The sequence below is a fragment of the Mycolicibacterium phocaicum genome (assembly GCF_010731115.1).
GTDB classification, from domain to species: Bacteria; Actinomycetota; Actinomycetes; order Mycobacteriales; family Mycobacteriaceae; genus Mycobacterium; species Mycobacterium phocaicum.
On sequence record NZ_AP022616.1, the window covers coordinates 4,051,225 to 4,071,432 of the forward strand.

Below are 20,208 nucleotides of genomic sequence, written 5' to 3' on the forward strand. Positions count from 1 at the left end.
TCCCGGTCGTCTCGACACGTGTGCACGATCTTGCTGCGATGGTGACGTCACCCTATCGTCCGTGAGCCGGAATCGGGCACCGGGTCTTGGGTCGAATTGCGCCGCAATTCGGGGGTGGAATTTCCCACATTTCTCGCTACTTTATCCAGCAAACAAAGTCCGGCGGCTGTGCGACAATTATTCGGAATTCATCGGAGCGGGTTTTTGATGCCATGAAAGCAGAGGGACCGATGGCGCCACGCCAACGAATAGCTACAGCTGCCGCTCTGATGGCATCTGGGCTGTTGATCGCTGGCATGGGCGGCGCGAACGCCTTCGCTGATACGGCAGCTTCCGGGAGCGGATCGAGCGGCCACGGCGGCGGGGCTTCCCACGAGGGTACGAAGTCCGGCGGCAACTCAACCGCTGGTGGCGGGCCCAAGGCCCCGACGCGGCCGGCCAAGCCGACGGATGGCCAGTCGCAGACGCCGTCGACCGGTGGTACCGGTTCGGGCGGGAAAAAGGATAAGCGCGGCGGCTCCGGCGGCGTTGCTCACAGTGGCTCTGAAGCCGGTGTTCACGACCCCGGCAAAACCGGCGATTCCGGCAAGAATGCGTCGGAAAGTAATGCCCCCAGCAAACAAAACAATGCCACTTCTCCGGCGCGATCAGAGGATTCTGGAACCCCGAAGCCGGCCGCTGGCGAACATCAGCCGTCGGCCGGCTCGTCGACTCAGCAGAGCGAAGCCGGTACGGCGACCGGTACTACCGCCCCCGCGACGACGGGCGGCACGAGCCAGCCGGAACCGGCTGCCGCTACCGGTCCGACGCCCGCGGCCGCAGCCGCGGCCAGCCTCCCCGGGATCCGGCTTCCCAGCCTGACCAGCCTTCCCAACCTGTTGGGTCTGCCCGCCCTCTCCGGCCTGCCCAAGCTGCCCGGCCTGCCGACGGTTCCCACACCGGGGGGCGTCAAGCCGGGAAGCGGTTCGGACAGCCCTGCCGCGCCGGCCACCTCGCCCACCAAGACGCCGGTCAAGGCGACCCCGGCCGGGGCGACCACCAGCATCAACTTGATGGGGCTGACGTTCTCCCTGCCGACCGCGGCCGTCCACACGACGTCGACCGGCGCCGTGCAGAGCATCGATCTGACGAAGATCCCCCTGGCGTCGCTGGTACCGCGACTGCCTCGGTGGGACCAGCTCCCGCAGCTGCCCGACATGTCGAACATCCCGGTGCTGGCGCAGCTCGCCGCGATTCCGGTGTTCGTCCTCGCCCACATCGAGCCGGTCTATGACTTCGTCGCAGGACTCACCAACGCGACGCTCGACGCCGCGACATCACTGCCGTTCATGCAGACGTCGCTTTCGATGCTGAGCGAGCAGGTCGTTCCGACCATGAACCTGAACGTCGGGCGTCCGAACCGCATGCCCACGGTCATGGCGAGCCTGCCGACAGCGCCGGTGCTGGAACCTCCGGCGTTCCCCGCGCTGAAACTGGACAACCCGGTCGTGGTCAGCGCGCCGGCGGAAGTGCCTGCGGTGCGGTCACCGCAGCCGACCACATTCGGCACCAAGAACGAGATCATCGCCGAACCCGCTTTCCGCGCCGGATATCCTGACTACCTGCGTGCGGCCGGTCTCAGTGAGGTGGCGGCGGTGGCCGTCCCCGGCTTCACCGGCATCCTCATCCTGACCGGCGCTGGTGGGTTGGTCGGGTACCGGCAGGCGCGCGCTGGTCACGTGGTCCGCCGCAGCGGCACTGCACGATTTATGACCTGACGGAATGGGTCTGCGGCACAATTGATGGCAACCGTGCCAATCGCAGTGAAAGGGGGTTCGGCATGCCCGCGAGCCGCCGTGTCACACGCGCAGTCAATTCGGTGCTGGATCTTGCCCCGCGACGTGGTGAAGTCTCACTTGCCCGTCTCGTCGAAGCGGTCAGTGAGGATCGTGGTCGCCCGATCGAGGTGACCATGGCCGACCTGCCGCCAGGGGTTTGTGGTCAGTGGCGCCAGTACAACGACCGCGATGTGTTCCTCTTGCAAAAGGGACTCCCGGCCGGGGACCGGACGCTCGCCCACGAGCTCGGCCACCTGGTTCTCGGTCATGAGGGTGTCTCCGTCGTCGAGGCCGCCCGGGACTCCATGGAACTGGCGAGTTCCGATCTCATCGGCTACATGCTGAATCAGCGGACCGGCTGTATGGGCCCGGCCGGCGAGGAAGCCGAACAGGAAGCCGAGGATTTCGCCGCGCTGCTGATCCATCGGCTCGGCCGGCTGCCTTCTGACCGCTCCTCGATCGTTCAGATCCGTCTCGGCGAGGCGTTTGGTTGATCATCTGGGTAATCGCCGGCCTGCTCGGCCTGGCGACCGGCCTTCGTATCGGTTGGGCACTGGTCAACAAGCAGTCGCTCGTCAGCGCGGCGATGATCGTCGCACTCGGCAGTCTGGGCTTGGTCGCGGCACTGAACTGGGAGCCGCTCACGCTGCTGCTCGACACGATCCTGCATTGGCCGAACGTGTCCAGCATGCTCAGCCAGGTCGCGCTGATCGCCTGCGCCGCCGGCAGCTGCGTCATGATCACGTCGGCGTCGTCGAGTCGTAAGCCGCTGGCGATCCGCCGAATTGCCCTGGCGCAGTACAGCGTTGCCGCGGCGATCGCGGCACTGACGCTGGTGCTGTTCTTCTTGACGCCGCGCCAGCCCGAGATGGCGCCCGAGGAGTACCTGCGCCGCAATCTCGGGTCGGGCGGCAACTCGCTGTCCTGGCTGCTGCCGTTGCTGTACGTGCTGCTGGCGCTGACGCTGGTCGCGTGGGCCGGCGTGCGTAACTCGAACCGCACCCGGCGGGGCCGGGCCCTGTTCGTCTTCAGCGTCGGCATCGTGCTGATCGTGTTGGCCAGCGCCTTCATCTTGTTGCGGGCCGTGGGCAGCACCCAGCTGGTCGGCGTCGGCGCGGCGGCGACCATCCTCGGCTGCGCGATGCTCGTAGTGGCCAGCGGCTCGCTGCTGCCCAGCGTCGAAGACTGGTTCGGGGCGCGGCGCGAACTGCGGACCATCGCCCCGCTCCTGGCCGAATTGAGCCGTCGTCATCCGAACATCGGGATCGGCGTGCGGCCCCGCGGGCCGCTGCTCTTCCGGGTGGCCGAACAGATGTCACTGATCTCCGACGCGCTGTACCTGGAGGCCACCGCGGTTCTGGACGGTGGCGCGACCGGGGACGGTCAGCACGTCGACGTGGCGCCTGATGTGCAGGCGCGGCGGGTGGCCAGCTGGATTTACGACGGCCGCAGCGGCCGGCCGAAGGGCGGATCGCGAACGAAGTTCCCCGGGCCGAGCTGGCTCAGACAGCCCGCGACCTATTCGGACCGAGAGTGGATTCTGGCGATTGCCGCGCAGTACCGCGAACTGGATCGGCAGGGCAAGGCTGAGGCGACCGGAACCGCCGCCAAGGCGTCCGTCGGTCGGGTGAAAGCAGTACGACCAGCGGATTAACGGAATCCGCTGGTCGTAATGTGGTCGAGCCCGGTCGGGCTAACCGGGTCAGCTGTCGAGGTTCTCCTGGCGACGCAGCTCGTCAACCTTGTCAGCGAGGTCCTTCTTGGCTTCAGGGGACAGGCCGACGGTACGAGCGGCAATGCGGCGGATGCCCTCATCGCGCATGTTGGCCAGCCAGGTCAGTTCCTTGTCGAGCTTCTCGTAGTACTCGTCGTCGGTGAAGTAGGCCGGCTTGATCCGGAAGAAGTTGGCAAGCGCCGCCATGGTCGCGACGGACGGGTTGGTCCGGTTGCCCGAACGCAGCTGCGACAGGTAGGGGGCCGACATGGTCACACCCTCGGCCTTGAGTGCGGCGATGACCTCGGCAGATGTGTGAGCACCGCGTCCTGGCGGGTAGACGGTGTCAAACAGCCGGTTCAGCCGAGCGGCGAACGTCATGCTCATCGGTTATTCCTCCACTTAGCGATATCTGCAGGCGTCAGTGTCACTATTTGCTGACTATCGTAGCGAGAGTTGCGCCGAGAGCCAAGTGCAAACCACGGAAAACTCGATCCAGCTACCAAATTTGTCGGTTCAAAAGGCTGCGAGCTGCGGTTCTAAGGGTGGATCCCGGCGCCCGCCCACGGCCTGATGAGGCAAATTTTGACGCGTATGCTATTTTGCCCGGACCTCGGCTGCAAGTCGCGTCACAGTCTCTGTCGGGCGGTGGACGATTCAGCAATCCGGGTGCGGGGCGGTCGGTGTCGTCCAAGGTGTTTGCCGTTAGCGTACCGGCCATTAACCGGAGCGGCAGGACACGGCAACCGCCCACGCTGCATGTGGAGCGCCCCGGCCCGCCGCCCGGTGACCTGGCGAAATCGCCGACTTCTTTGCTGTTAACCCACTGTTGGGTCAGGCGGCAAGCAGCATCGCCAGAATGGCGGTATCGGGGTGGCTGATGGGATCGACGCCGACCCTGCTGACCATCGAGGTGATGGTGCCGTCCGCCTCGGCTTCGACCCAGGCGGCCCGGTGATCGAGGCCAAGGTAAGGCAGCCCCGGTAAGAGGAGGCAGCCCGACGCGCGACCCCGGCACTCCGGGAGCGACGGGGTCGTCTCGGCGGGCGGATGGAGCATCAACAGCGCCGTCGGCTGGTGGTCGGCGAAGTATCCGGGTGTCACCGCCTCTTCGCCAACAACGGGCCCTTCGGCGAGAACGAGACCGACCGTGCCGGGCTGTGGATGTTCTGGCAGTTCCTCGCGCGTACCGAAGACGGTGGTTGTTGCCAGCAACCCGGGCAGTGACGCGACCCGGACGGCGACCATCAGTAGCTGAGCCCATTCCTTGGTGGAATCCGGCCACCGGCCCGACACCACGAACCCCTTCAATGCGCCGCCGGAATGAAACGGTGCAATCTCGACTGCTTGCCCAGACCTCTCCATGGCTGCCCTCCGGTACCTCGATCAGCAATCTGTCGATACGGCAGTGGATCGCTGATTCCAGGGTGCGGCAGTGGCGCGTTAGCACGCAAGATGGCCCGAGTGCCAGAAGTGTCACGTGAGCTGAATGTGGCTTCCGGCTCGCGCGGTGGGCGCATCGGTGATACGAGAACGGGGCGCCGCGCAGAAGCGCGACGCCCCGTTACCCGGAAAGCGCGAGATCAGCCGAAGATCAGACCGTTGGTCTTGGTGGTCGCCGCGGCGAAGCGCTCCTGGACGTCGGCCCAGTTGACGACGTTCCAGAAAGCCTTGACGTAGTCCGCCTTGACGTTCTTGTACTGCAGGTAGAAGGCGTGCTCCCACATGTCGACCTGCAGCAGCGGGATGATGCCGAGCGGCACGTTGGCCTGCTGGTCGTACAGCTGGAAGGTCAGCAGCCGGCCGCCGAGGCTGTCGTAGCCCAGCACCGCCCAACCCGAGCCCTGCAGGCCGTTGGCGGCGGCGGTGAACTGCGCGCGGAACTTGTCGAACGAGCCGAACTGGTCGTCGATGGCCTGCGCCAGCTCGCCGGTCGGCTTGTCGCCACCGTTGGGGGACAGGTTCTTCCACCAGATCGAGTGGTTGACGTGGCCGCCGAGGTGGAAGGCCAGGTTCTTCTCGTTCAGGAAGATCGCGGCGTGGTCGTCGCCGGCCCGCGCCTCTTCAAGCTTGGCCACCGCATCGTTGACGCCCTTGACGTAGGCCGCGTGGTGCTTGCTGTGGTGGATTTCGTTGATCTGACCGGAGATGTGCGGCTCCAGGGCGCCGTAGTCGTAGTCCAGTTCCGGCAGGGTGTACTCAGCCACAGGATTCCTTCCTTAGATGATCGCGTGCGGGATCAACGACCCTAGTTGGGGTTCGTCCACAGATCCGAGACCACATTGCTCCATCCCTGCGCGCACCGCAAGGACACCCCGTCAACGGCGGTGTGATCTGTGCCTGTTGGGCCTTTAGACCAGAACGATCAGAACGAGCACGACGAGCAGGAACAACGCGATGATGCCGGCGCGGACGCACGCGACGAGTTGGCTGTGGGTGCGCGACGGGAACGCGGAATGCCACTCCGGCGATGCGCCCGATCCCGGACGCAACGGATGTGCCGCCATTGCATACTCCCTGACCTGCCAGAACAATCCTGAGTTCCCGATTTCGAGCGGAGTGAGGATTGTCACAACCGGATGTTGTGACGCCGATCATAACCGTTTGCCAGCGAGACGGGGAAATCGGGCCCCATCGGCCGCGGGTCCGATCCGCGGTCCCAGAACTACTTAGCTCGGCAAGCTTTTTCGCTCACGCCGCGTGTCGCCCTGTTGATCAACGGGGACCAATGGCCCCTTGTTTATCCCCAGTCAATTATGCGTAAGGCGCGCTGTGGCCGGTACGGCCGTCATCGGCCTGCGCCTGGCCCTGTGGATGAACCTGTGGAAACTGTGGATAGTTCTCCGATTGCTGTCATGGCGTGCTGTGGTCGCGCGCACGCCGCCCGTGCCAGCATGTACGCATGGACGATGTGCACGTGCCACAGATTGACGTCGATCAGTTGCCCGCCGAGTTCGACTCGACGGCGGTCCTGCTCGACGTGCGAGAAGACGACGAGTGGGCCCGCGGCCACGCCGCGGGCGCGCAGCACATTCCGATGAGCGAGGTGCCCGCCCGGCTGGGGGAGATCGACGGTGATGCCGCGCTGTACGTCATCTGCCATGCCGGCGGCCGGTCGCTGAAGGTCTCGCACTACCTGGCGCGCAACGGGTTCGAGCCGATCAACGTCAACGGCGGCATGCTGGCCTGGTCCGGGGCCGGCCGCGCGATCGTCACCGACGACGGCGCCCCCGGCGCCGTCTGACGGGCCCGTAGGCTGGTTCCGTGATCCAGGTCTGTTCCCGGTGCTCGACGCGTTGGAACGTACGTGATCGCCAGCGCCAGTGGTGCCCGCGCTGCCGCGGTCCGCTGCTCGCGCCCGTCGCGCAGACGTCGGCCGCCGGGCAGACGAAATCGTCGCGCGGCTATCGCTGGATAGCCGTCCGGCCGGGTCCGGCACCGAAGCCGCGTCGGCACCAGCCGCCGTTGGGGCCGACCCCGCATTACGACCACATCCCGCGCTGGGGCCTGACCGAAGAGTTCGCCCAGGCGCCCGGGCAGCCCGCCGAGTCGGAGCAGACGCATCGCGGACCGTCGACCGCGGTGGTGCAGACGGTCGTGGCCATCACGATGATCGCGCTCGGCGCCGCGGCGCTGATGCACGTCGTGCGCTACATCCTGCTGCTGATCAACCGCACCGTGCTGCTCAACCCGTGGGTGGCGATCGGAGGCAGCTGGCTCGGCGTCGCGTCCAGCGTCGTCGCATTGTTCGCGGTGCTGGCGACGGCGATCGTGTTCACCAACTGGCTGATCGCCCGCCGCGCGGCGGCCTATCACCGTGCCGGCACCACCGAGCCGCGCCGCCGCTGGGTGCTGTGGGTCGGCTGCCTCGTCCCGGTGGTCAACATGTTCCTCGCGCCGGTGTTCGTCACCGAGATGGCCACGGTCGAGAACCGCATGAGCACGTTGCGCCGCCCGATCGGCATCTGGTGGGCGATCTGGGCCGTTTCGGGTCTGGTGGTCGTCTGGTCCATCGTGGGCATGTTCGCGACCGACCCGCAGGGCATCGCCGACAGCACCGAGATCACGATCATCGGGTACCTGATGGGCATGCTGTCGCTGGCGATGGTCCTGCGCGTCTACCACGCCTTCGAACGGACGCAGGCCGACGCACCCGCGCAGCGCTGGGTCGTCGTGGACGCCGAACAAGCCGAAGAATCAGGCGCCCAATCGGCGGTTCCGGTTGGGCCCACGCCGGAGGAACCGGCAGCATAGGACCATGGGCGTGGACGGCACTGGCGGGACGGACGGCACACGCAACAACTCTTTCGTGGTCGCACATCGTGGCGCATCGGCCGAGCGGCCCGAGCACACGCTGGGAGCCTATGAGCTGGCCCTGAGCCAGGGGGCGGACGGCCTCGAATGTGACGTCCGGCTGACGCGGGACGGACACCTCGTGTGTGTGCACGACCGCAAGGTGGACCGCACGTCGAACGGCACCGGGCTGGTCAGTGAGATGAGCCTGGCGCAGCTGCGCGAATTGGATTACGGCGCATGGCATCCCAGCCGGGCCGACGGCGGCCAGAGTTCGGCGGGCCTACTCACCCTCGACGACCTTATCCGGCTGGCGCTCGATTGGGGCCGGCCGGTGAAGCTGTTCATCGAGACCAAGCATCCGGTGCGGTACGGCGCACTCGTCGAGAGCAAGGTGCTCGCACTGCTGCACCGGTACGGCATCGCGGCGCCGGCGTCCGCCGATCTCGCCCGCGCCGTGGTGATGTCGTTCTCGGCGGCCGCGGTGTGGCGCATCCGCCGGGCCGCACCGATGCTGCCGACGGTGCTGCTCGGCGAGACGTCGAGGTACCTGGGTGGCAGCGCGGCGACGACGGTCGGTGCGACGGCGGTGGGCCCGTCCATCACCACGCTGCGTGAGCACCCCGAACTGGTCGACCATGCTGCCGCGCACGGGCGTGCGCTGTACTGCTGGACCGTCGACCATTACGAGGACGTGCGCTACTGCGCCGATCTCGGTGTCGGATGGGTCGCCACCAATCACCCGGGCCGGACCAAGGACTGGTTGCAGAACGGGTTGACCGGCGCGGGCCGGGACTCCGGCCAGGACGCGGAGGCCTGACGGCTAGAGGTTGCCGCCGGCGGCCTCGGGCGCGGTCGGGTCGGCGGCACCCGTGCCGGCCAGTTCGCGGGCGACGAAATCCTCGAGATTGAACAGGTTTTCGCGGGCGCGGTCGGCGATCTTCACGAGCGTGGTGATGGTTGCGACCTCTTCGACCTGTTCCTTGAGGAACCACTGCATGAACTGCTCGCCGAGGTAGTCGCCCTCCTCGCGGGCGACGCTGGCCAGGCGGCTGATCTGTTCGGTGACCACGCGTTCCTGGGTGAGCGCGAGCTTGAGGGCCTCGGTCGGGGAGGCGAAGCTGTTGCGCACCGGGTCGACGCCCGGGATCTCGACGTCGATGTCCCGGTCGAGCAGATACTTCACCAGCATCATGGCGTGATTGCGTTCTTCGACGGCCTGCGCATAGAAGTGCTTGGCGAGCTGTGGGAGGTCTTCTCCATCGAAGTAGACGGCGACGGCAATGTATTGCTGAGACGCGCCGAATTCGCTCCGAATCTGTTCTTGGAGCAGTTGGTGGAATTTCGTCTCGAGGCGCGTCACGTCGGTCATGAAAATGACGATAGTGCAGGTCAAATGGCCTTGTCATGCAAGGTCAACCTAATTCAGGAAAGCATATCCTTACCCGCTGTGACGTATGCAATATCCATTAATTCGAATTGCTGAATACGAATAGAGGTAAGGCTTGGCTGCCGTCCGGCGGAATTACGCGGGATGCAGCCAGCCCAAATGGCGGGCGGCCAAGGCATAGCCAACGAACGCCACGGCATCGATCACGCCGTGCCCGATGATCAGCGGCCACAGCCGGCCGGTGCGCCGCCAGGTGTACCCGAACACCAGGCCCATCGCGATGTTGCCCAGTCCGGCGCCGAACCCCTGATACAGGTGATAGGTGCCGCGCAGCAGAGCCGACAGGATGAGTGACTTGGTCGCGGAGACGTCCAGCTGGCGCAGGCGCGTCAGCAGGAACCCGACGACGATGATCTCTTCGGCCCAGGCGTTCGCGAACGCCATCAGCAGCAGGACCGGAATGCGCCACCAGGTGTCGCCCAGCGTGCTCGGGACGACGTCGACGCCGACGCCCAGCGCGCGGCTGGCGACGTAGAGACCGAGACCGGGCAGGCCGATCAGCGCAGCCAGGCCCAGACCGCCCAGCAGGTCGGGCCGCCACCGGAAGCGCCCCAGCCCGATCGCCGCGGGCCGGAAGCCACTGCGCCACAACAGGTACAGCGCCAGGAAGCCCCATCCGACGAGGGTGATGACGGGGCTGAGATTGAGCAGGAAGTCGATGAAGTCGATCGGCGAGCGGCGGCGGTTGAGCGCGACCTTCTGCCCCGACAACCCGAGGATGACGGCCTCGGCCAGGCTGACGACGGCCGTATAGGCCGACAGGCCGAACGTCACCGCCAGCACCACGGCGATCTCGAGGCGCAGCGCGCGACGTTCGGTGTGCTCCTGCTGCGGCCCGGTCATCGCAGCTACGGTAACCGGCGCTCGTCTAATGCTGTTCGCGCAAACGGCTCATCGGCGCGCTCAGATCTTGCGCGCGCGGAGCCCGTTGAGGAACGGGCAGCCCATCAGGGTGCGGATGGCGCGGCTCAGGCTGGTGACGTCGTCGACGGGCTTGGTGAACGGCAGCCGGATGTCATGGTCGCCGTCTTCGCGTTCGATGCGCAGCTGCACGCCGTAGCGGTCCAGGCCCAGCGGCCGGACGTGGCCGTGGCGCAGGTTCACCGGCAGCCGGCTGGCGAGCCGGTCGACCATGTCGCGGTGCGCGCTCTCCATGTGCTGCACCCAGTGCGACTCCATGGCGCAGAACGGGTCGGGCCGGGCTTCCAGGAGCGCGCCGACGGGCACCGACTCGGCGCCGGTGGCGTCGGCCACCACGACGGACTCGATCTCGAGCCGGACCAGCGTGTGTGGGTCTTCGTGGTCAGCTCCGGCATTCACCTGGAGCAGTGCCGGGTGCGGACTCTCCGACGCGACGAGGTCGAGCATGGCCGGGACGCGTGCCGCGGGCACATCGTGCAGGCGGCCGCGGAACCAGACCAGTGAGCGCACCCGTTCGCGCAGCGGTAGGGCGGCCAGGTCGGTCAGCTCCAGCATGGCGGCGACGCCGCGCGCCCCGGCGGCCGTGACGGTGGCGGCGAGCAGGCCGGACGCCGGCACGGTCAGGACGACGGAGCCGTCGGCCAGCAGGTGGTGGACCGGCGTGGTGGTCGGCGTGACGCCGTCGGCGGCCAGCGTCGCGTCGGCGGCCCGGGCGCATGCGCTGCGGACGCGTTCTGCCGTGGTCGGTGCTGCGATTGTCGTCGTGAGGTCGCGCATGTCCCGCCTTCGCTAGTAAGTGAGGTAAGCCTAAGTTAACTAGTGGATGGTGTTGGCGCAAGGCCTCTCGAAAGGCCCGCGTCGCGGGCCTCGCCGGACCGGCAGCCAGTAGGGTTGCGACGTGGCACGCATCGCCTACCTCGGGCCGCAGGGAACCTTCACCGAAGCGGCCATGCTGCAGTTGGTCGCCGGCGACCCGGATTTCGAACCGGTCGCCTGTGACAGCTCGAGCGCGGCTGTGGAAGCCGTCCGGGTGGGGTCCGCGGACTACGCGTGCGTGCCGATCGAGAACTCCATCGAGGGCTCGGTGCTGCCGACCATGGACAGCTTGTCGTCCGGCAGCGGGGTGCAGATTTTCGCCGAGCACACGCTCGACGTCGCGTTCAGCATCGTCGTCCGGCCGGGCGTCACCGCCGATGCGGTGTCGACCATCGCGGCGTTCCCGGTGGCCGCGGCCCAGGTGCGCCGCTGGCTGGCCGTACAGCTGCCCCACGCCACCCTCGTGCCCGCGATCTCCAATGCCGGTGCGGCGCAGCAGGTTTCCGAAGGTCTGGTGGACGCCGGCGTCAGTACCGCGCTCGCGGCGGTACGGTGGGAACTGGACTCATTGGCCGACGGTGTGGTCGACGAGCCCAACGCCAGAACACGTTTCGTGCTCGTCGGCCGTCCCGGCCCGCCGCCGCCGCGCACCGGCGCCGACCGGACGTCCGTCGTGCTGCGGTTGCGCAACGAACCGGGTGCCCTGGTGTCTGCGATGACGGAGTTCTCGATTCGGGACATCGACCTGACCCGTATCGAATCTCGGCCCACGAGAACGGAATTGGGTACCTACATCTTCTTCTTGGATTGTGTCGGGCACATCGACGACGCGCCGGTCGCCGAGGCGCTGAAGGCGTTGCACCGGCGGGTGGCCGACGTGCGGTACCTGGGGTCATGGCCGACCGGGGTGGCTGCCGGTGCGGCGCCGCCGGTCACCGATGAGGCGACGCAGTGGTTGGCGGGGTTGAGAGAGGGGCAACGCGGATGAGTGGCCGTTTGGTTCTGGTGCGGCACGGGCAGTCGGAGGCGAACGTCGCCAAACGGCTGGACACCCGGCCGCCGGGGGCGTCGCTGACCCAACTCGGTCGCCAGCAGGCCCGCGACTTCGGAATCGACTGGGCGCATCCCATCGGCCTGGTGGTCCATTCGGTCGCGACGCGCGCACAGCAGACCGCCGCCGAGATCGCCGACGGGCTGGGCCTCGATCCGGTCGAGGCACACGGTATCCACGAGGTGCAGGTCGGCGACCTGGAAGACCGTAGCGACACCGACGCCATCGAGCAGTTCGACGCCATCTACGAGGACTGGCAGCGGGGCAAGCTGGATGTCGCGATGCCGGGCGGCGAGACCGGCCGCGAGGTGCTGGACCGGTATGTGCCGGTGCTGACGAACCTGCGGGTGCGCAGCCTCGACGATCACGACTGGTCCGGCGACATCTTCGTGGTGAGTCATGGTGCGGCGATCCGGCTCGTCGCGGTCCAATTGGCCGGTGTGGACGCCGATTTCGCGTTGGAACACCATCTGCTCAACGCCGAATGCGTCGTGCTCAGCCCGATCACCGACGGGCGGTGGAGTTGCGTGCAGTGGGGCGCGAAGACGCCGCCGTTCTACCCGGGCCACGACCCACTGGCGCCGCCGGCGCCCGACCCGATGGCCTGACTATCCCGCGGCGCGCAGACCCATCGCGGGTTCTGCGCAGCCACAACCGACCACGTCGCAGTCGATGCGCAGGGTGTGTTCGGATTCGGGCAGCGCGCACGTCTCGTCGGTGCATTCGGCCGGCAGGCCGACGTGCACGATGACCGTGCCGTGGCAGTGCGCCAGCCCATCCACGCAATTGCGGCAGGTGGTGCTCATGAACTCTGTTGTAGCACCGCGGTCCGACAATGCCGCGGTGCCGCGCGGCTCAGCCCCAGCCCAACTCGTGCAGCCGCTCGTCGTCGATGCCGAAGTGGTGGGCGATCTCGTGGATCACGGTGATGGCGACCTCGTCGACAACCTGCTCTTCGGAGTCGCACATGTCGAGCAGCGCGTCACGGTAGATCGTGATGGTGTCGGGCAGCGCGCCCGCGTAGAAGGAATCGCGCTCGGTCAGCGCGACGCCCTCGTACAGCCCCAGGATGTCGGGATCGTCCGGGTTCCGCGGCTGCACCAGCACCACGACGTTGTCGAGCGCCGCGGCGAGCCGGGGCGGGATCAGGTCGAGCGCGTCGGACACCAGTTCCTCGAACCGCTGCCGGCCCATGCGTACCGGCACGGCTACGGCGCGGGCGCCGGCACCACCGGTCCGGGCGGCGCACCCCCACCCACGGGCCCGGCCGGCGGCGGCGCGGGCGCCTCCTCGAGCGGCGGGCCGTCGAGCGGCGCACCCGCCCCGGGCGGCGGTGCGGGAGCCGGCGGCGGGCCGTTGAGGAACGTGTTGCCCTGCTGCTGTTGCGGAGTGCCGGGCGTGCTGCCGTTGGCGTTCTGGTTCGACGTGTCGGTCTGCCCCGGCATGTGCTGGTTGCCCTGTGGCGACTGCGAGGTCTGCTGGCTCCGCTGGTTCTGTCCCGACTGGCTCGACTGACCGGACTGCGAACCCTGCGACGACGACGATGACGACGAAGACGAGCCCTGTGACGACGTGTCCACCGGCGGCTCGACGACCGGGATGGGCGGCAGATTCAGCCGTTCCTCCGGGATGGCCGGCGGCGCGACGGGCGACTGCCCGTTGATCAGCAGCGGGCCCTTGGCGCTGTTGACCAGCGTCGACCAGCCGCCGTTGCCGAGCGAGGAACCGATGCTGCACGACACCTGCCGGCTGCCGGCGGTCCAGCTGGGCAGCGCGATGGAGCTGTAGATCAGCGTCAGCGTGGTGGCGCGCAGCTGCACCGGGGCCAGGTACTCGTCGGTGGCCCTGGTGCAGTTGTCCTTGATGTACGCCAGCTGGTCGGGTTCGGCAGGCATGACGTCGTGGTACTTGTCGGCCAGGTTCACCGCGCCGGTGACCTCCATGGCGTGCGGCGCCGAGCAGTCGACCGGGATGTCGATGGGCTGGTTGGTCGCCGGGTCGATGCCGAGGCAGGTGCCGGCCGGCCACACCTTGGACTGGTCGACGTCCGCGACCTTTCCCTTGTAGGCCAGCTGCTGGCTGTTCGGGCCGAGCAGCTGCAGGCCACACAGCATGCGGCGCTGCCCCTTGGTCTTCCAGGCCTTGTCGCCCGACCAGACCAGGCTCACCGCGAACTTGCCGTTCGGATCGAAGCGCGGGCCGAGGTAGTCGCGCGCCGCGTTCTGGCACTGCTCCTGGCTGATCTGCTTGATCCGGGCGTCCGACGGCGGCGCGGCGTCGGGGCCGTATTCACTGCCCGGGAACGTCCGCATGTCCAGCGACTCGGCGACCTCGAAGCGGTGTTCGTTCTTGCAGTCGACGATCTCGACGGCGTCCGGCGAGCGATCCGGCCAGTTGAGGCACTCGCCGGGCTTGGCGTGGTCGAGGGTGTCACTCACGCGGCCCGCGTTGACGCGGCCGGTGTTGAAGCCGAGCCCGGTCGGGCCCAGCGAGCCGTCCGGGATGACGGTGAGGACACCGGCGATGAGCAGTCCGCCGAGCGCGGTGAGGACGAGCGCGCGCTGCGTCCCGGTGGCATGCATGCCGTGCATGCGCTGCCGCCAGGTGGTCGTCGTCTTCGGCGCGTCTGCGGGCGTGTCCAGGCCCTGTTCGACTGCCGGGGGTGCGTCCAACATCGGTTCCATTGTGACAGCCGCCGTAGGAGCTGTGACAAGAGTTGCAGTTGTACCGTTATGTGGTTGTGGCCGGGCCCCGCTACGGGCCCTCGACATTCCACGGTCCCGGCGAGAAAAGTAGTCTGACGCCCGTGATCGACCTCAAGTTGCTCCGCGAAGATCCGGACCGGGTACGGGCATCGCAACGGTCCCGTGGCGAAGACCCGGCCCTTGTCGATGCGTTGCTCGACGCTGACGCGGCCCGGCGGGCCGCCATCGCCGAGGCCGACACCGCCCGGGCCAACCAGAAGGCGGCGAGCAAGCTCGTCGGCGCGGCCTCGCCGGAGGAGCGGCCCGCACTGCTGGAGAAGGCCAAGGAACTGTCCGAGGCGGTCAAGTCCGCCGAAGCTCGTGCGGGCACGGCCGAAGAGAGGTTCACCGCCGCGCACATGGCGATCGGCAACGTCATCATCGACGGCGTGCCCGCCGGTGGCGAGAGTGATTTCGAGGTGCTCGATGTGATCGGCACACCGACCACCATCGAGGCTCCGAAGGACCACCTGGAACTCGGCGAGGCGCTGGGCCTGCTCGACATGGAGCGCGGCGCCAAGGTGTCGGGCTCGCGGTTCTACTTCCTGACGGGCCAGGGCGCCCTGCTGCAGCTCGGCCTGCTCCAGCTGGCCGTACGGCTGGCCACCGAGAACGGGTTCACGCTGATGATCCCGCCGGTGCTCGTGCGCCCGGAAGTCATGCGCGGCACCGGATTCCTGGGTGCGCACGCCGACGAGATCTACCGCCTCGAGGCCGATGATCTGTACCTCGTCGGAACGTCGGAGGTGCCGCTGGCCGGCTACCACTCCGACGAAATCCTGGACCTGTCCGAAGGCCCGCTGCGGTACGCCGGCTGGTCGTCGTGCTTCCGCCGCGAAGCCGGCAGCTACGGCAAGGACACCCGCGGCATCATCCGGGTGCACCAGTTCGACAAGGTCGAGGCCTTCATCTACTGCAAGCCCGAGGACGCCGAGGTCGAGCACCAGAAGCTGCTCTCCTGGCAGCGTCAGATGCTCGCCATGATCGAGGTGCCCTACCGCGTGATCGACGTCGCCGCAGGCGATCTCGGTTCGTCGGCGGCCCGCAAGTACGACTGCGAGGCCTGGGTGCCGACGCAGCAGGCGTACCGCGAGCTGACGTCGACCTCCAACTGCACGACGTTCCAGGCCCGGCGCCTCTCGACCCGCTACCGCGACGAGAACGGCAAGCCGCAGACGGCGGCGACCCTCAACGGCACGCTCGCCACGACCCGCTGGCTGGTCGCGATCCTGGAGAACCACCAGCAGCCCGACGGCAGCGTCCGGGTACCCGACGCACTCGTGCCGTACGTCGGCACCTCGGTGTTACAGCCCAAGTAGGAACCACGTCGGCGGGGGCATGACGGTGGCACAACCGGTGCGGGTGACGGTGCTCGGTCCGGTGCGCGCATGGGTCGGTGACGATCCGGTGGACCTGGGCGCGCGCATGCAGCGGGCGCTGCTGGCCCGGTTGGTGGCCGCGCGCGGGCACACGGTGTCCGTCGACCGGCTCATCCACGATCTGTGGGAAGGCGAACCGCCGCCCAAGGCGCTGTCCGCGCTGCAGGTCTACGTCTCGCATCTGCGCCGCGTGCTCGAACCCGGCCGGCAGCGCCGGGCGCCGGCCCGCATCCTGGTCAGCGCCGCGCCCGGATACTGCCTGCGGCTGCCGGACGACGCCGTCGACTCCTGGTACTTCGAAGCGAAAGTGGCTGCGGCGCAGGATGAATCAGATCCGTTGCGGCGTGCGCAGTTGCTCGACGGCGCGCTCGCCGGCTGGGCCGGCGAGCCGTTCGCGGGAGCCGGTGACGCCTTGTGGGCGGTGCCGGAGGTCTCGCGGCTGACCGAACTCCGGTTGGCCGCGGTGGAAAGTCACGCCGCCGCGCACGTCGAGCTCGGGCGCTACGGCACCGCCGTCGCGGCGCTGGAAGGACACGTCGCCGCGCATCCGGGGCGGGAAGGCGCGGCCGCGGTCCTGGCGACCGCGCTCTACCGCACGGGCCGGCAGGCCGACGCGCTCGAGGTGCTCCGCCGCACTCGCGAGCACCTGATCGACGAGTTGGGGCTGGAGCCGGGCCGCGCCCTGCGCGATCTCGAGCGCGACATCCTGCGTCAGGCCGACCATCTGGAACCGTCACGGCCCGTGCCGCTCCCGTCGACCGCGGTCCCGGACGCCGCGCCGCGCGAGCGCACCGGGCAGGCGGCATACGGCCGCGCCGAGGAGCTCGCGACCATCGACGCCGTGGCGCGCCGCGTCGCCGCCGGCGCCAGTGCGGTGCTGTGGGTCGGCGGTGAGGCGGGCTCCGGCAAGACCACACTGGCGGCGACCGCCGCGGCCCGGCTGCGCGCGGCCGGCTGGCGGACCGTGCACGGCCGGTGCCAGGAAGTCCACGGCGCGCCGGCGGGGTGGGCGTGGACCGAGGTGCTCCGCGAGCTGGTCGATGCGACGGATCAGGACCGGCAGGCGCTGGCCCCGCTGCTGCACGACGACGCCGCCACCGACCAGGGCACGTTCTGGCTGGGGCAGGCGGTCGCCGATGCGTTGAACGCCGTCGCCGACCGGCAGCCCCTTGCGGTCATCCTCGACGACCTGCACCGCACCGACGGCCTCACGCTGGAGCTGCTGCGCCTCGTCGCCGACCGGATTCAGGACCGTCGCGTGCTGGTCATCGCGACTTACCGCCCGTCGGAGGATCGCGGCGAACTCGAGGTGGCGCGGGCCGCGCTGACGGTCCACACGTCAGCGCACCTGATCCTGGGCGGCCTGGACGCGGCGGCCACCGCCGCCGTCGCCGCCGACTGCGGCCTGACGACCAGCGGCGAGGCGCTGCGCCTGCTGCGCGAACGGACCGGCGGCAACCCGCTGTTCGTGCGGGAACTGGCCCGGCTGATGGCCGCCGAGGGGCCCGACGCGGTGTGGGCTTCGGTGCCGGTGGGCGTGCGTGACGTGCTGCGGCGCCGGCTGGCCCGGTTGCCCGGTCCCACGGTGACCGCGCTGCGCCAGGCCGCGGTGCTGGGCCGCGACATCGACGTCGACCTGCTGGCCGAGCTGGGCCGCAGTGACCCCGACGATCTGCTCGACGCCCTGGAACCGGCCGTGCTGCTGGGCCTGCTCGACGAGCCGACGCCCGGCCGGCTGCAGTTCGCGCACGGTCTGGTCCGCGACACCCTGTACGAGGACACCTCGAAACTGCGCCGGTCCCGGTTGCATGCCGCGGCGCTGGAGCTGCTGCGCGCACCGGGCCGCTCGGTCGACCCGGCTGCGCTGGCCCACCACGCCGTCGCCTCCGCGACCGCGGAAACCGCTTCGGCGGCAGCCGATTTCGCCACCACCGCGGCTCGCGACGCGAGTTCGGTCGGGGCCCATGCCGAAGCCGCCCGGCAGTGGCGGGCCGCGGTCCAGATGCTCGAACTGGCCGCCAGCCGGCAGCTGGCGCCGAGCGTGGCGATGCTGGATCAGGACATCGAGGTTCGCTGCGGCCTGATCGCCGCGCTCGCGCAGTCCGGCGACGCCGTCACCGCGCGCAGTGAGATGAAATGCGCGCTGCAGCTGGTGTCGGGCCGGTCGCGCGATGACCTGGTGGTGCGCATCCTCACCGCGTGGGACACCCCGCTGGTGTGGCGTGACCGCGAGTACGACGAATCCGACGGCCAGATGATCGGGCTGCTGCGGCACGTGCTGGCCGGCGACGTTTCCGCGGCGGACCGGATCCGGCTGCTCAAGGCGCTCTACGTGGAACTCGAGGGCAACGACCCGGACGGCGCGCTGGCTGCCAGCACCGAGATGCTCGCGCTGGCGCGTCAGGTGTACGCCGACGATCCCGGGGCGGGCCGCCTGTTGTGCACCGCGCTCAACGTGCACGCGTTCTGCGCCCTCGGACCGGACCTCGACGCCGAGCGCGACGCGCTCGCCGCCGAACTGCTGCAGGCCGCCGAAGCCGCCGAACAGGCCGACTATCAGGCGGTGGCGCACTGGTTGCTGTCGCTGGCCGCCGGCAACCGCTCCGACCTGGCGACGGCGAAGCGCCACGTCGATCTCGCGGTGGCGCGCGCGAGCACGGGCCAGCTGGTCCACCTGCTCGGCGTGCTCGGCCTGTTCCAGGCCCGGATGTACCTGCTCGCCGGCCGGCTCGACGAGGCGGTGAGCGCATACACCGACCTGGCCGCGCGGATGGCCGAGAACGGCGCCGCCAATGGCGCGAAGCTGGCGATGGTCGGCCGGGTGACGGGTGAGTTCTGCCTCGGCGACCTGGGCACGCTGGCCGACGAGCTGGTGTTCTTCTACCGCGAGATTTCGGTCGCCGCGTTGGACGCGGCGGTGCTGGCTCTGTTCGCCCGGGGCCGCGAGGCCGAGGCCCGGGCGCTGTGGCCGGACCGCAAACCGATCGAGCGGGCCTATTTCTGGGTGCCGTTCACGGTGTTGCGGGTCAATGCCGCCGTGGCGATGGGTGACCTCGACGAGGTGCGGGCCCGCGCTGCCGAACTCGAGCGCTACTCCGGCAGCATCGCCGGGCTCGGGGTCGACGGGCTGATGGTCGGCCCCGTCGACGACGCGCTGGCCGCGGCCGCCGAGGCGCTGGACCGTCCTGACGACGCCCGCCGGTACCGCAAGGCCGCCGAGACGCTGCGGGCGCGGCTCGCGGCCGAGGCCCGCAGCTTCATCGATTAGCCGGCCAGGGCCTCGAGCCGGCTCTCCGCGAGGTCGCCGAAGACGGTGCGCATCACGCGCCGATGCCGGAACATCAGCACCGCGAGGAACGCGCGCAGCCCGATGCTCAACTTGCCCGCCATCGAGGCGCGCTCGTCGTCCGTCATCACCGCGAGCGAGCGCGGGCCGTCGAACGACATCCGGCTGCCGGCGCGGGCGGCCGCCTCCACGTCCTCCCAGTCGTCAACCGACACGTGCTCGGTGATCAGGGGGAACAGATCGAGTTCCTCGTCGTTGATGTGCTCGGTCAGCAGCGCGGTGAGTTCGGCCAGTTCGAACGCCATCAGGAACGCGACCTTGCGGTCGCCGTTGGACAGCCGGAACGCCGCGGCGCGGGCCCGCAGCTGATCCAGGCGCGGGTCGAGCGCCGCGTGGTCGTCGGTGAGTTCGCTCAGATCGAGGTGAGCGCCGACGCTGGCCTGGATGACCGGCCACAGCACGGTGTCCTCGGTGCTGTGGTGGTGATGGATCGAGTCGCACAGCAGCTCGATGTACTGCGAGATGGCGCGCGCCCGGGCGGGCGTGCAGATGACGTCGCGGTCGCGCACGGCCTTGGCGAGCTCGGTGAGCCGGACCAGGTCGACGAGCATGGCGCGGTGCGCCAGCGTGATGCCCAGGAGGTCGGGCTCGGGTTCGCCAGGCCGGCGGGGTGCGACGGTGACGGGGTGGACGGAGGTGGGCACGGCAGACTCCTCGTGATCGGTTGTGCACAGCCT

At 68.8% G+C, this 20,208-nt stretch carries 21 protein-coding genes; 10 read left to right on the top strand and 11 right to left on the bottom strand.

Annotated elements, in window-relative coordinates:
* The first annotated feature begins 878 nt into the window (after positions 1-878).
* The 3 genes from G6N46_RS19425 (at position 879) to G6N46_RS19435 (ending at position 3,471) form a co-directional block, all read left to right on the top strand.
* A complete protein-coding gene (locus G6N46_RS19425; RefSeq protein WP_061006641.1) occupies positions 879-1,757 on the top strand; it encodes a hypothetical protein in 879 nt (292 codons plus the stop codon).
* Between the two features lie 62 nt (positions 1,758-1,819).
* A complete protein-coding gene (locus G6N46_RS19430) occupies positions 1,820-2,311 on the top strand; it encodes an ImmA/IrrE family metallo-endopeptidase (RefSeq protein WP_061006642.1) in 492 nt (163 codons plus the stop codon).
* A complete protein-coding gene (locus G6N46_RS19435; RefSeq protein ID WP_061006643.1) occupies positions 2,308-3,471 on the top strand; it encodes a hypothetical protein in 1,164 nt (387 codons plus the stop codon). The genes G6N46_RS19430 and G6N46_RS19435 overlap by 4 nt, the downstream gene beginning before the upstream one ends.
* A 48-nt stretch (positions 3,472-3,519) precedes the next feature.
* Here G6N46_RS19435 and G6N46_RS19440 read toward each other — a convergent pair whose 3' ends face one another.
* The 4 genes from G6N46_RS19440 to G6N46_RS28300 form a co-directional block, all read right to left on the bottom strand.
* The gene (locus tag G6N46_RS19440; protein WP_020099577.1) at positions 3,520-3,918 is read right to left on the bottom strand and encodes a helix-turn-helix domain-containing protein; all 399 of its coding nucleotides are present in this window, start codon (positions 3,916-3,918) and stop codon (positions 3,520-3,522) included.
* A gap of 447 nt (positions 3,919-4,365) precedes the next feature.
* Complete coding sequence (locus G6N46_RS19445; RefSeq protein WP_138251139.1) at positions 4,366-4,896, bottom strand: peptidase; 531 nt, start codon at positions 4,894-4,896, stop codon at positions 4,366-4,368.
* Between the two features lie 218 nt (positions 4,897-5,114).
* Positions 5,115-5,738, bottom strand: coding sequence for a superoxide dismutase (locus G6N46_RS19450; protein WP_043402473.1), 624 nt, complete (start codon positions 5,736-5,738; stop codon positions 5,115-5,117).
* Positions 5,739-5,882: 144 nt separating this feature from the next.
* Positions 5,883-6,038, bottom strand: a complete 156-nt coding sequence (locus G6N46_RS28300) for a hypothetical protein (RefSeq protein ID WP_020099574.1) — start codon at positions 6,036-6,038, stop codon at positions 5,883-5,885.
* A gap of 395 nt (positions 6,039-6,433) precedes the next feature.
* Between G6N46_RS28300 and G6N46_RS19455 the strand changes: the two genes are divergently transcribed.
* The 3 genes from G6N46_RS19455 to G6N46_RS19465 are packed head-to-tail and all read left to right on the top strand — an operon-like array spanning position 6,434 to position 8,644.
* Complete coding sequence (locus G6N46_RS19455; protein ID WP_061006645.1) at positions 6,434-6,775, top strand: rhodanese-like domain-containing protein; 342 nt, start codon at positions 6,434-6,436, stop codon at positions 6,773-6,775.
* A gap of 20 nt (positions 6,776-6,795) precedes the next feature.
* Complete coding sequence (locus tag G6N46_RS19460) at positions 6,796-7,785, top strand: DUF4328 domain-containing protein (RefSeq protein ID WP_138251138.1); 990 nt, start codon at positions 6,796-6,798, stop codon at positions 7,783-7,785.
* A gap of 4 nt (positions 7,786-7,789) precedes the next feature.
* Positions 7,790-8,644: a glycerophosphodiester phosphodiesterase gene (locus tag G6N46_RS19465; RefSeq protein WP_061006647.1), complete on the top strand. Its 855-nt coding sequence runs from the start codon at positions 7,790-7,792 to the stop codon at positions 8,642-8,644.
* 3 nt (positions 8,645-8,647) lie between these two features.
* On the opposite strand, the gene G6N46_RS19470 is transcribed toward G6N46_RS19465, so the two are convergent.
* The 3 genes from G6N46_RS19470 to G6N46_RS19480 all read right to left on the bottom strand — a co-directional run bounded on the left by G6N46_RS19470 (position 8,648) and on the right by G6N46_RS19480 (position 10,972).
* On the bottom strand, positions 8,648-9,196 hold the full coding sequence (locus G6N46_RS19470; protein WP_061006648.1) for a ferritin: 549 nt from the start codon (positions 9,194-9,196) through the stop codon (positions 8,648-8,650).
* 153 nt (positions 9,197-9,349) lie between these two features.
* Positions 9,350-10,117, bottom strand: a complete 768-nt coding sequence (locus tag G6N46_RS19475; RefSeq protein ID WP_138251137.1) for a CPBP family intramembrane glutamic endopeptidase — start codon at positions 10,115-10,117, stop codon at positions 9,350-9,352.
* A 60-nt stretch (positions 10,118-10,177) separates the two neighbouring features.
* Positions 10,178-10,972 carry a DUF2470 domain-containing protein gene (locus G6N46_RS19480; RefSeq protein WP_138251136.1) on the bottom strand — a complete coding sequence of 265 codons (795 nt, stop codon included), beginning with the start codon at positions 10,970-10,972 and terminating at the stop codon, positions 10,178-10,180.
* 121 nt (positions 10,973-11,093) lie between these two features.
* Here G6N46_RS19480 and pheA point away from each other — a divergent pair, with 121 nt between their 5' ends.
* Both pheA and G6N46_RS19490 read left to right on the top strand, forming a co-directional pair.
* Positions 11,094-11,999, top strand: a complete 906-nt coding sequence (gene pheA, locus G6N46_RS19485; RefSeq protein ID WP_138251135.1) for a prephenate dehydratase — start codon at positions 11,094-11,096, stop codon at positions 11,997-11,999.
* The gene (locus G6N46_RS19490; protein ID WP_138251134.1) at positions 11,996-12,670 is read left to right on the top strand and encodes a histidine phosphatase family protein; all 675 of its coding nucleotides are present in this window, start codon (positions 11,996-11,998) and stop codon (positions 12,668-12,670) included. The genes pheA and G6N46_RS19490 overlap by 4 nt, the downstream gene beginning before the upstream one ends.
* Here the strand turns inward: G6N46_RS19490 and G6N46_RS19495 are convergent, their stop codons facing one another.
* Genes G6N46_RS19495 through G6N46_RS19505 form a run of 3 tightly spaced genes read right to left on the bottom strand, consistent with a single transcriptional unit; the run spans position 12,671 to position 14,746 of the window.
* Positions 12,671-12,868 carry a hypothetical protein gene (locus tag G6N46_RS19495; RefSeq protein ID WP_061006653.1) on the bottom strand — a complete coding sequence of 66 codons (198 nt, stop codon included), beginning with the start codon at positions 12,866-12,868 and terminating at the stop codon, positions 12,671-12,673.
* A gap of 49 nt (positions 12,869-12,917) precedes the next feature.
* The gene (locus G6N46_RS19500) at positions 12,918-13,268 is read right to left on the bottom strand and encodes a metallopeptidase family protein (RefSeq protein WP_064861169.1); all 351 of its coding nucleotides are present in this window, start codon (positions 13,266-13,268) and stop codon (positions 12,918-12,920) included.
* A gap of 2 nt (positions 13,269-13,270) precedes the next feature.
* Positions 13,271-14,746, bottom strand: coding sequence for a septum formation family protein (locus G6N46_RS19505; RefSeq protein ID WP_163692893.1), 1,476 nt, complete (start codon positions 14,744-14,746; stop codon positions 13,271-13,273).
* A 122-nt stretch (positions 14,747-14,868) separates the two neighbouring features.
* Here G6N46_RS19505 and serS point away from each other — a divergent pair, with 122 nt between their 5' ends.
* Together serS and G6N46_RS19515 are read left to right on the top strand one after the other, a co-directional pair.
* A complete protein-coding gene (serS, locus tag G6N46_RS19510) occupies positions 14,869-16,125 on the top strand; it encodes a serine--tRNA ligase (protein WP_138251119.1) in 1,257 nt (418 codons plus the stop codon).
* 19 nt (positions 16,126-16,144) lie between these two features.
* Positions 16,145-19,453: an ATP-binding protein gene (locus tag G6N46_RS19515; protein ID WP_163692894.1), complete on the top strand. Its 3,309-nt coding sequence runs from the start codon at positions 16,145-16,147 to the stop codon at positions 19,451-19,453.
* Here the strand turns inward: G6N46_RS19515 and G6N46_RS19520 are convergent.
* Positions 19,450-20,175, bottom strand: coding sequence for a hemerythrin domain-containing protein (locus G6N46_RS19520; RefSeq protein ID WP_138251117.1), 726 nt, complete (start codon positions 20,173-20,175; stop codon positions 19,450-19,452). The genes G6N46_RS19515 and G6N46_RS19520 overlap by 4 nt on opposite strands.
* Between the last annotated feature and the right edge of the window lie 33 nt (positions 20,176-20,208).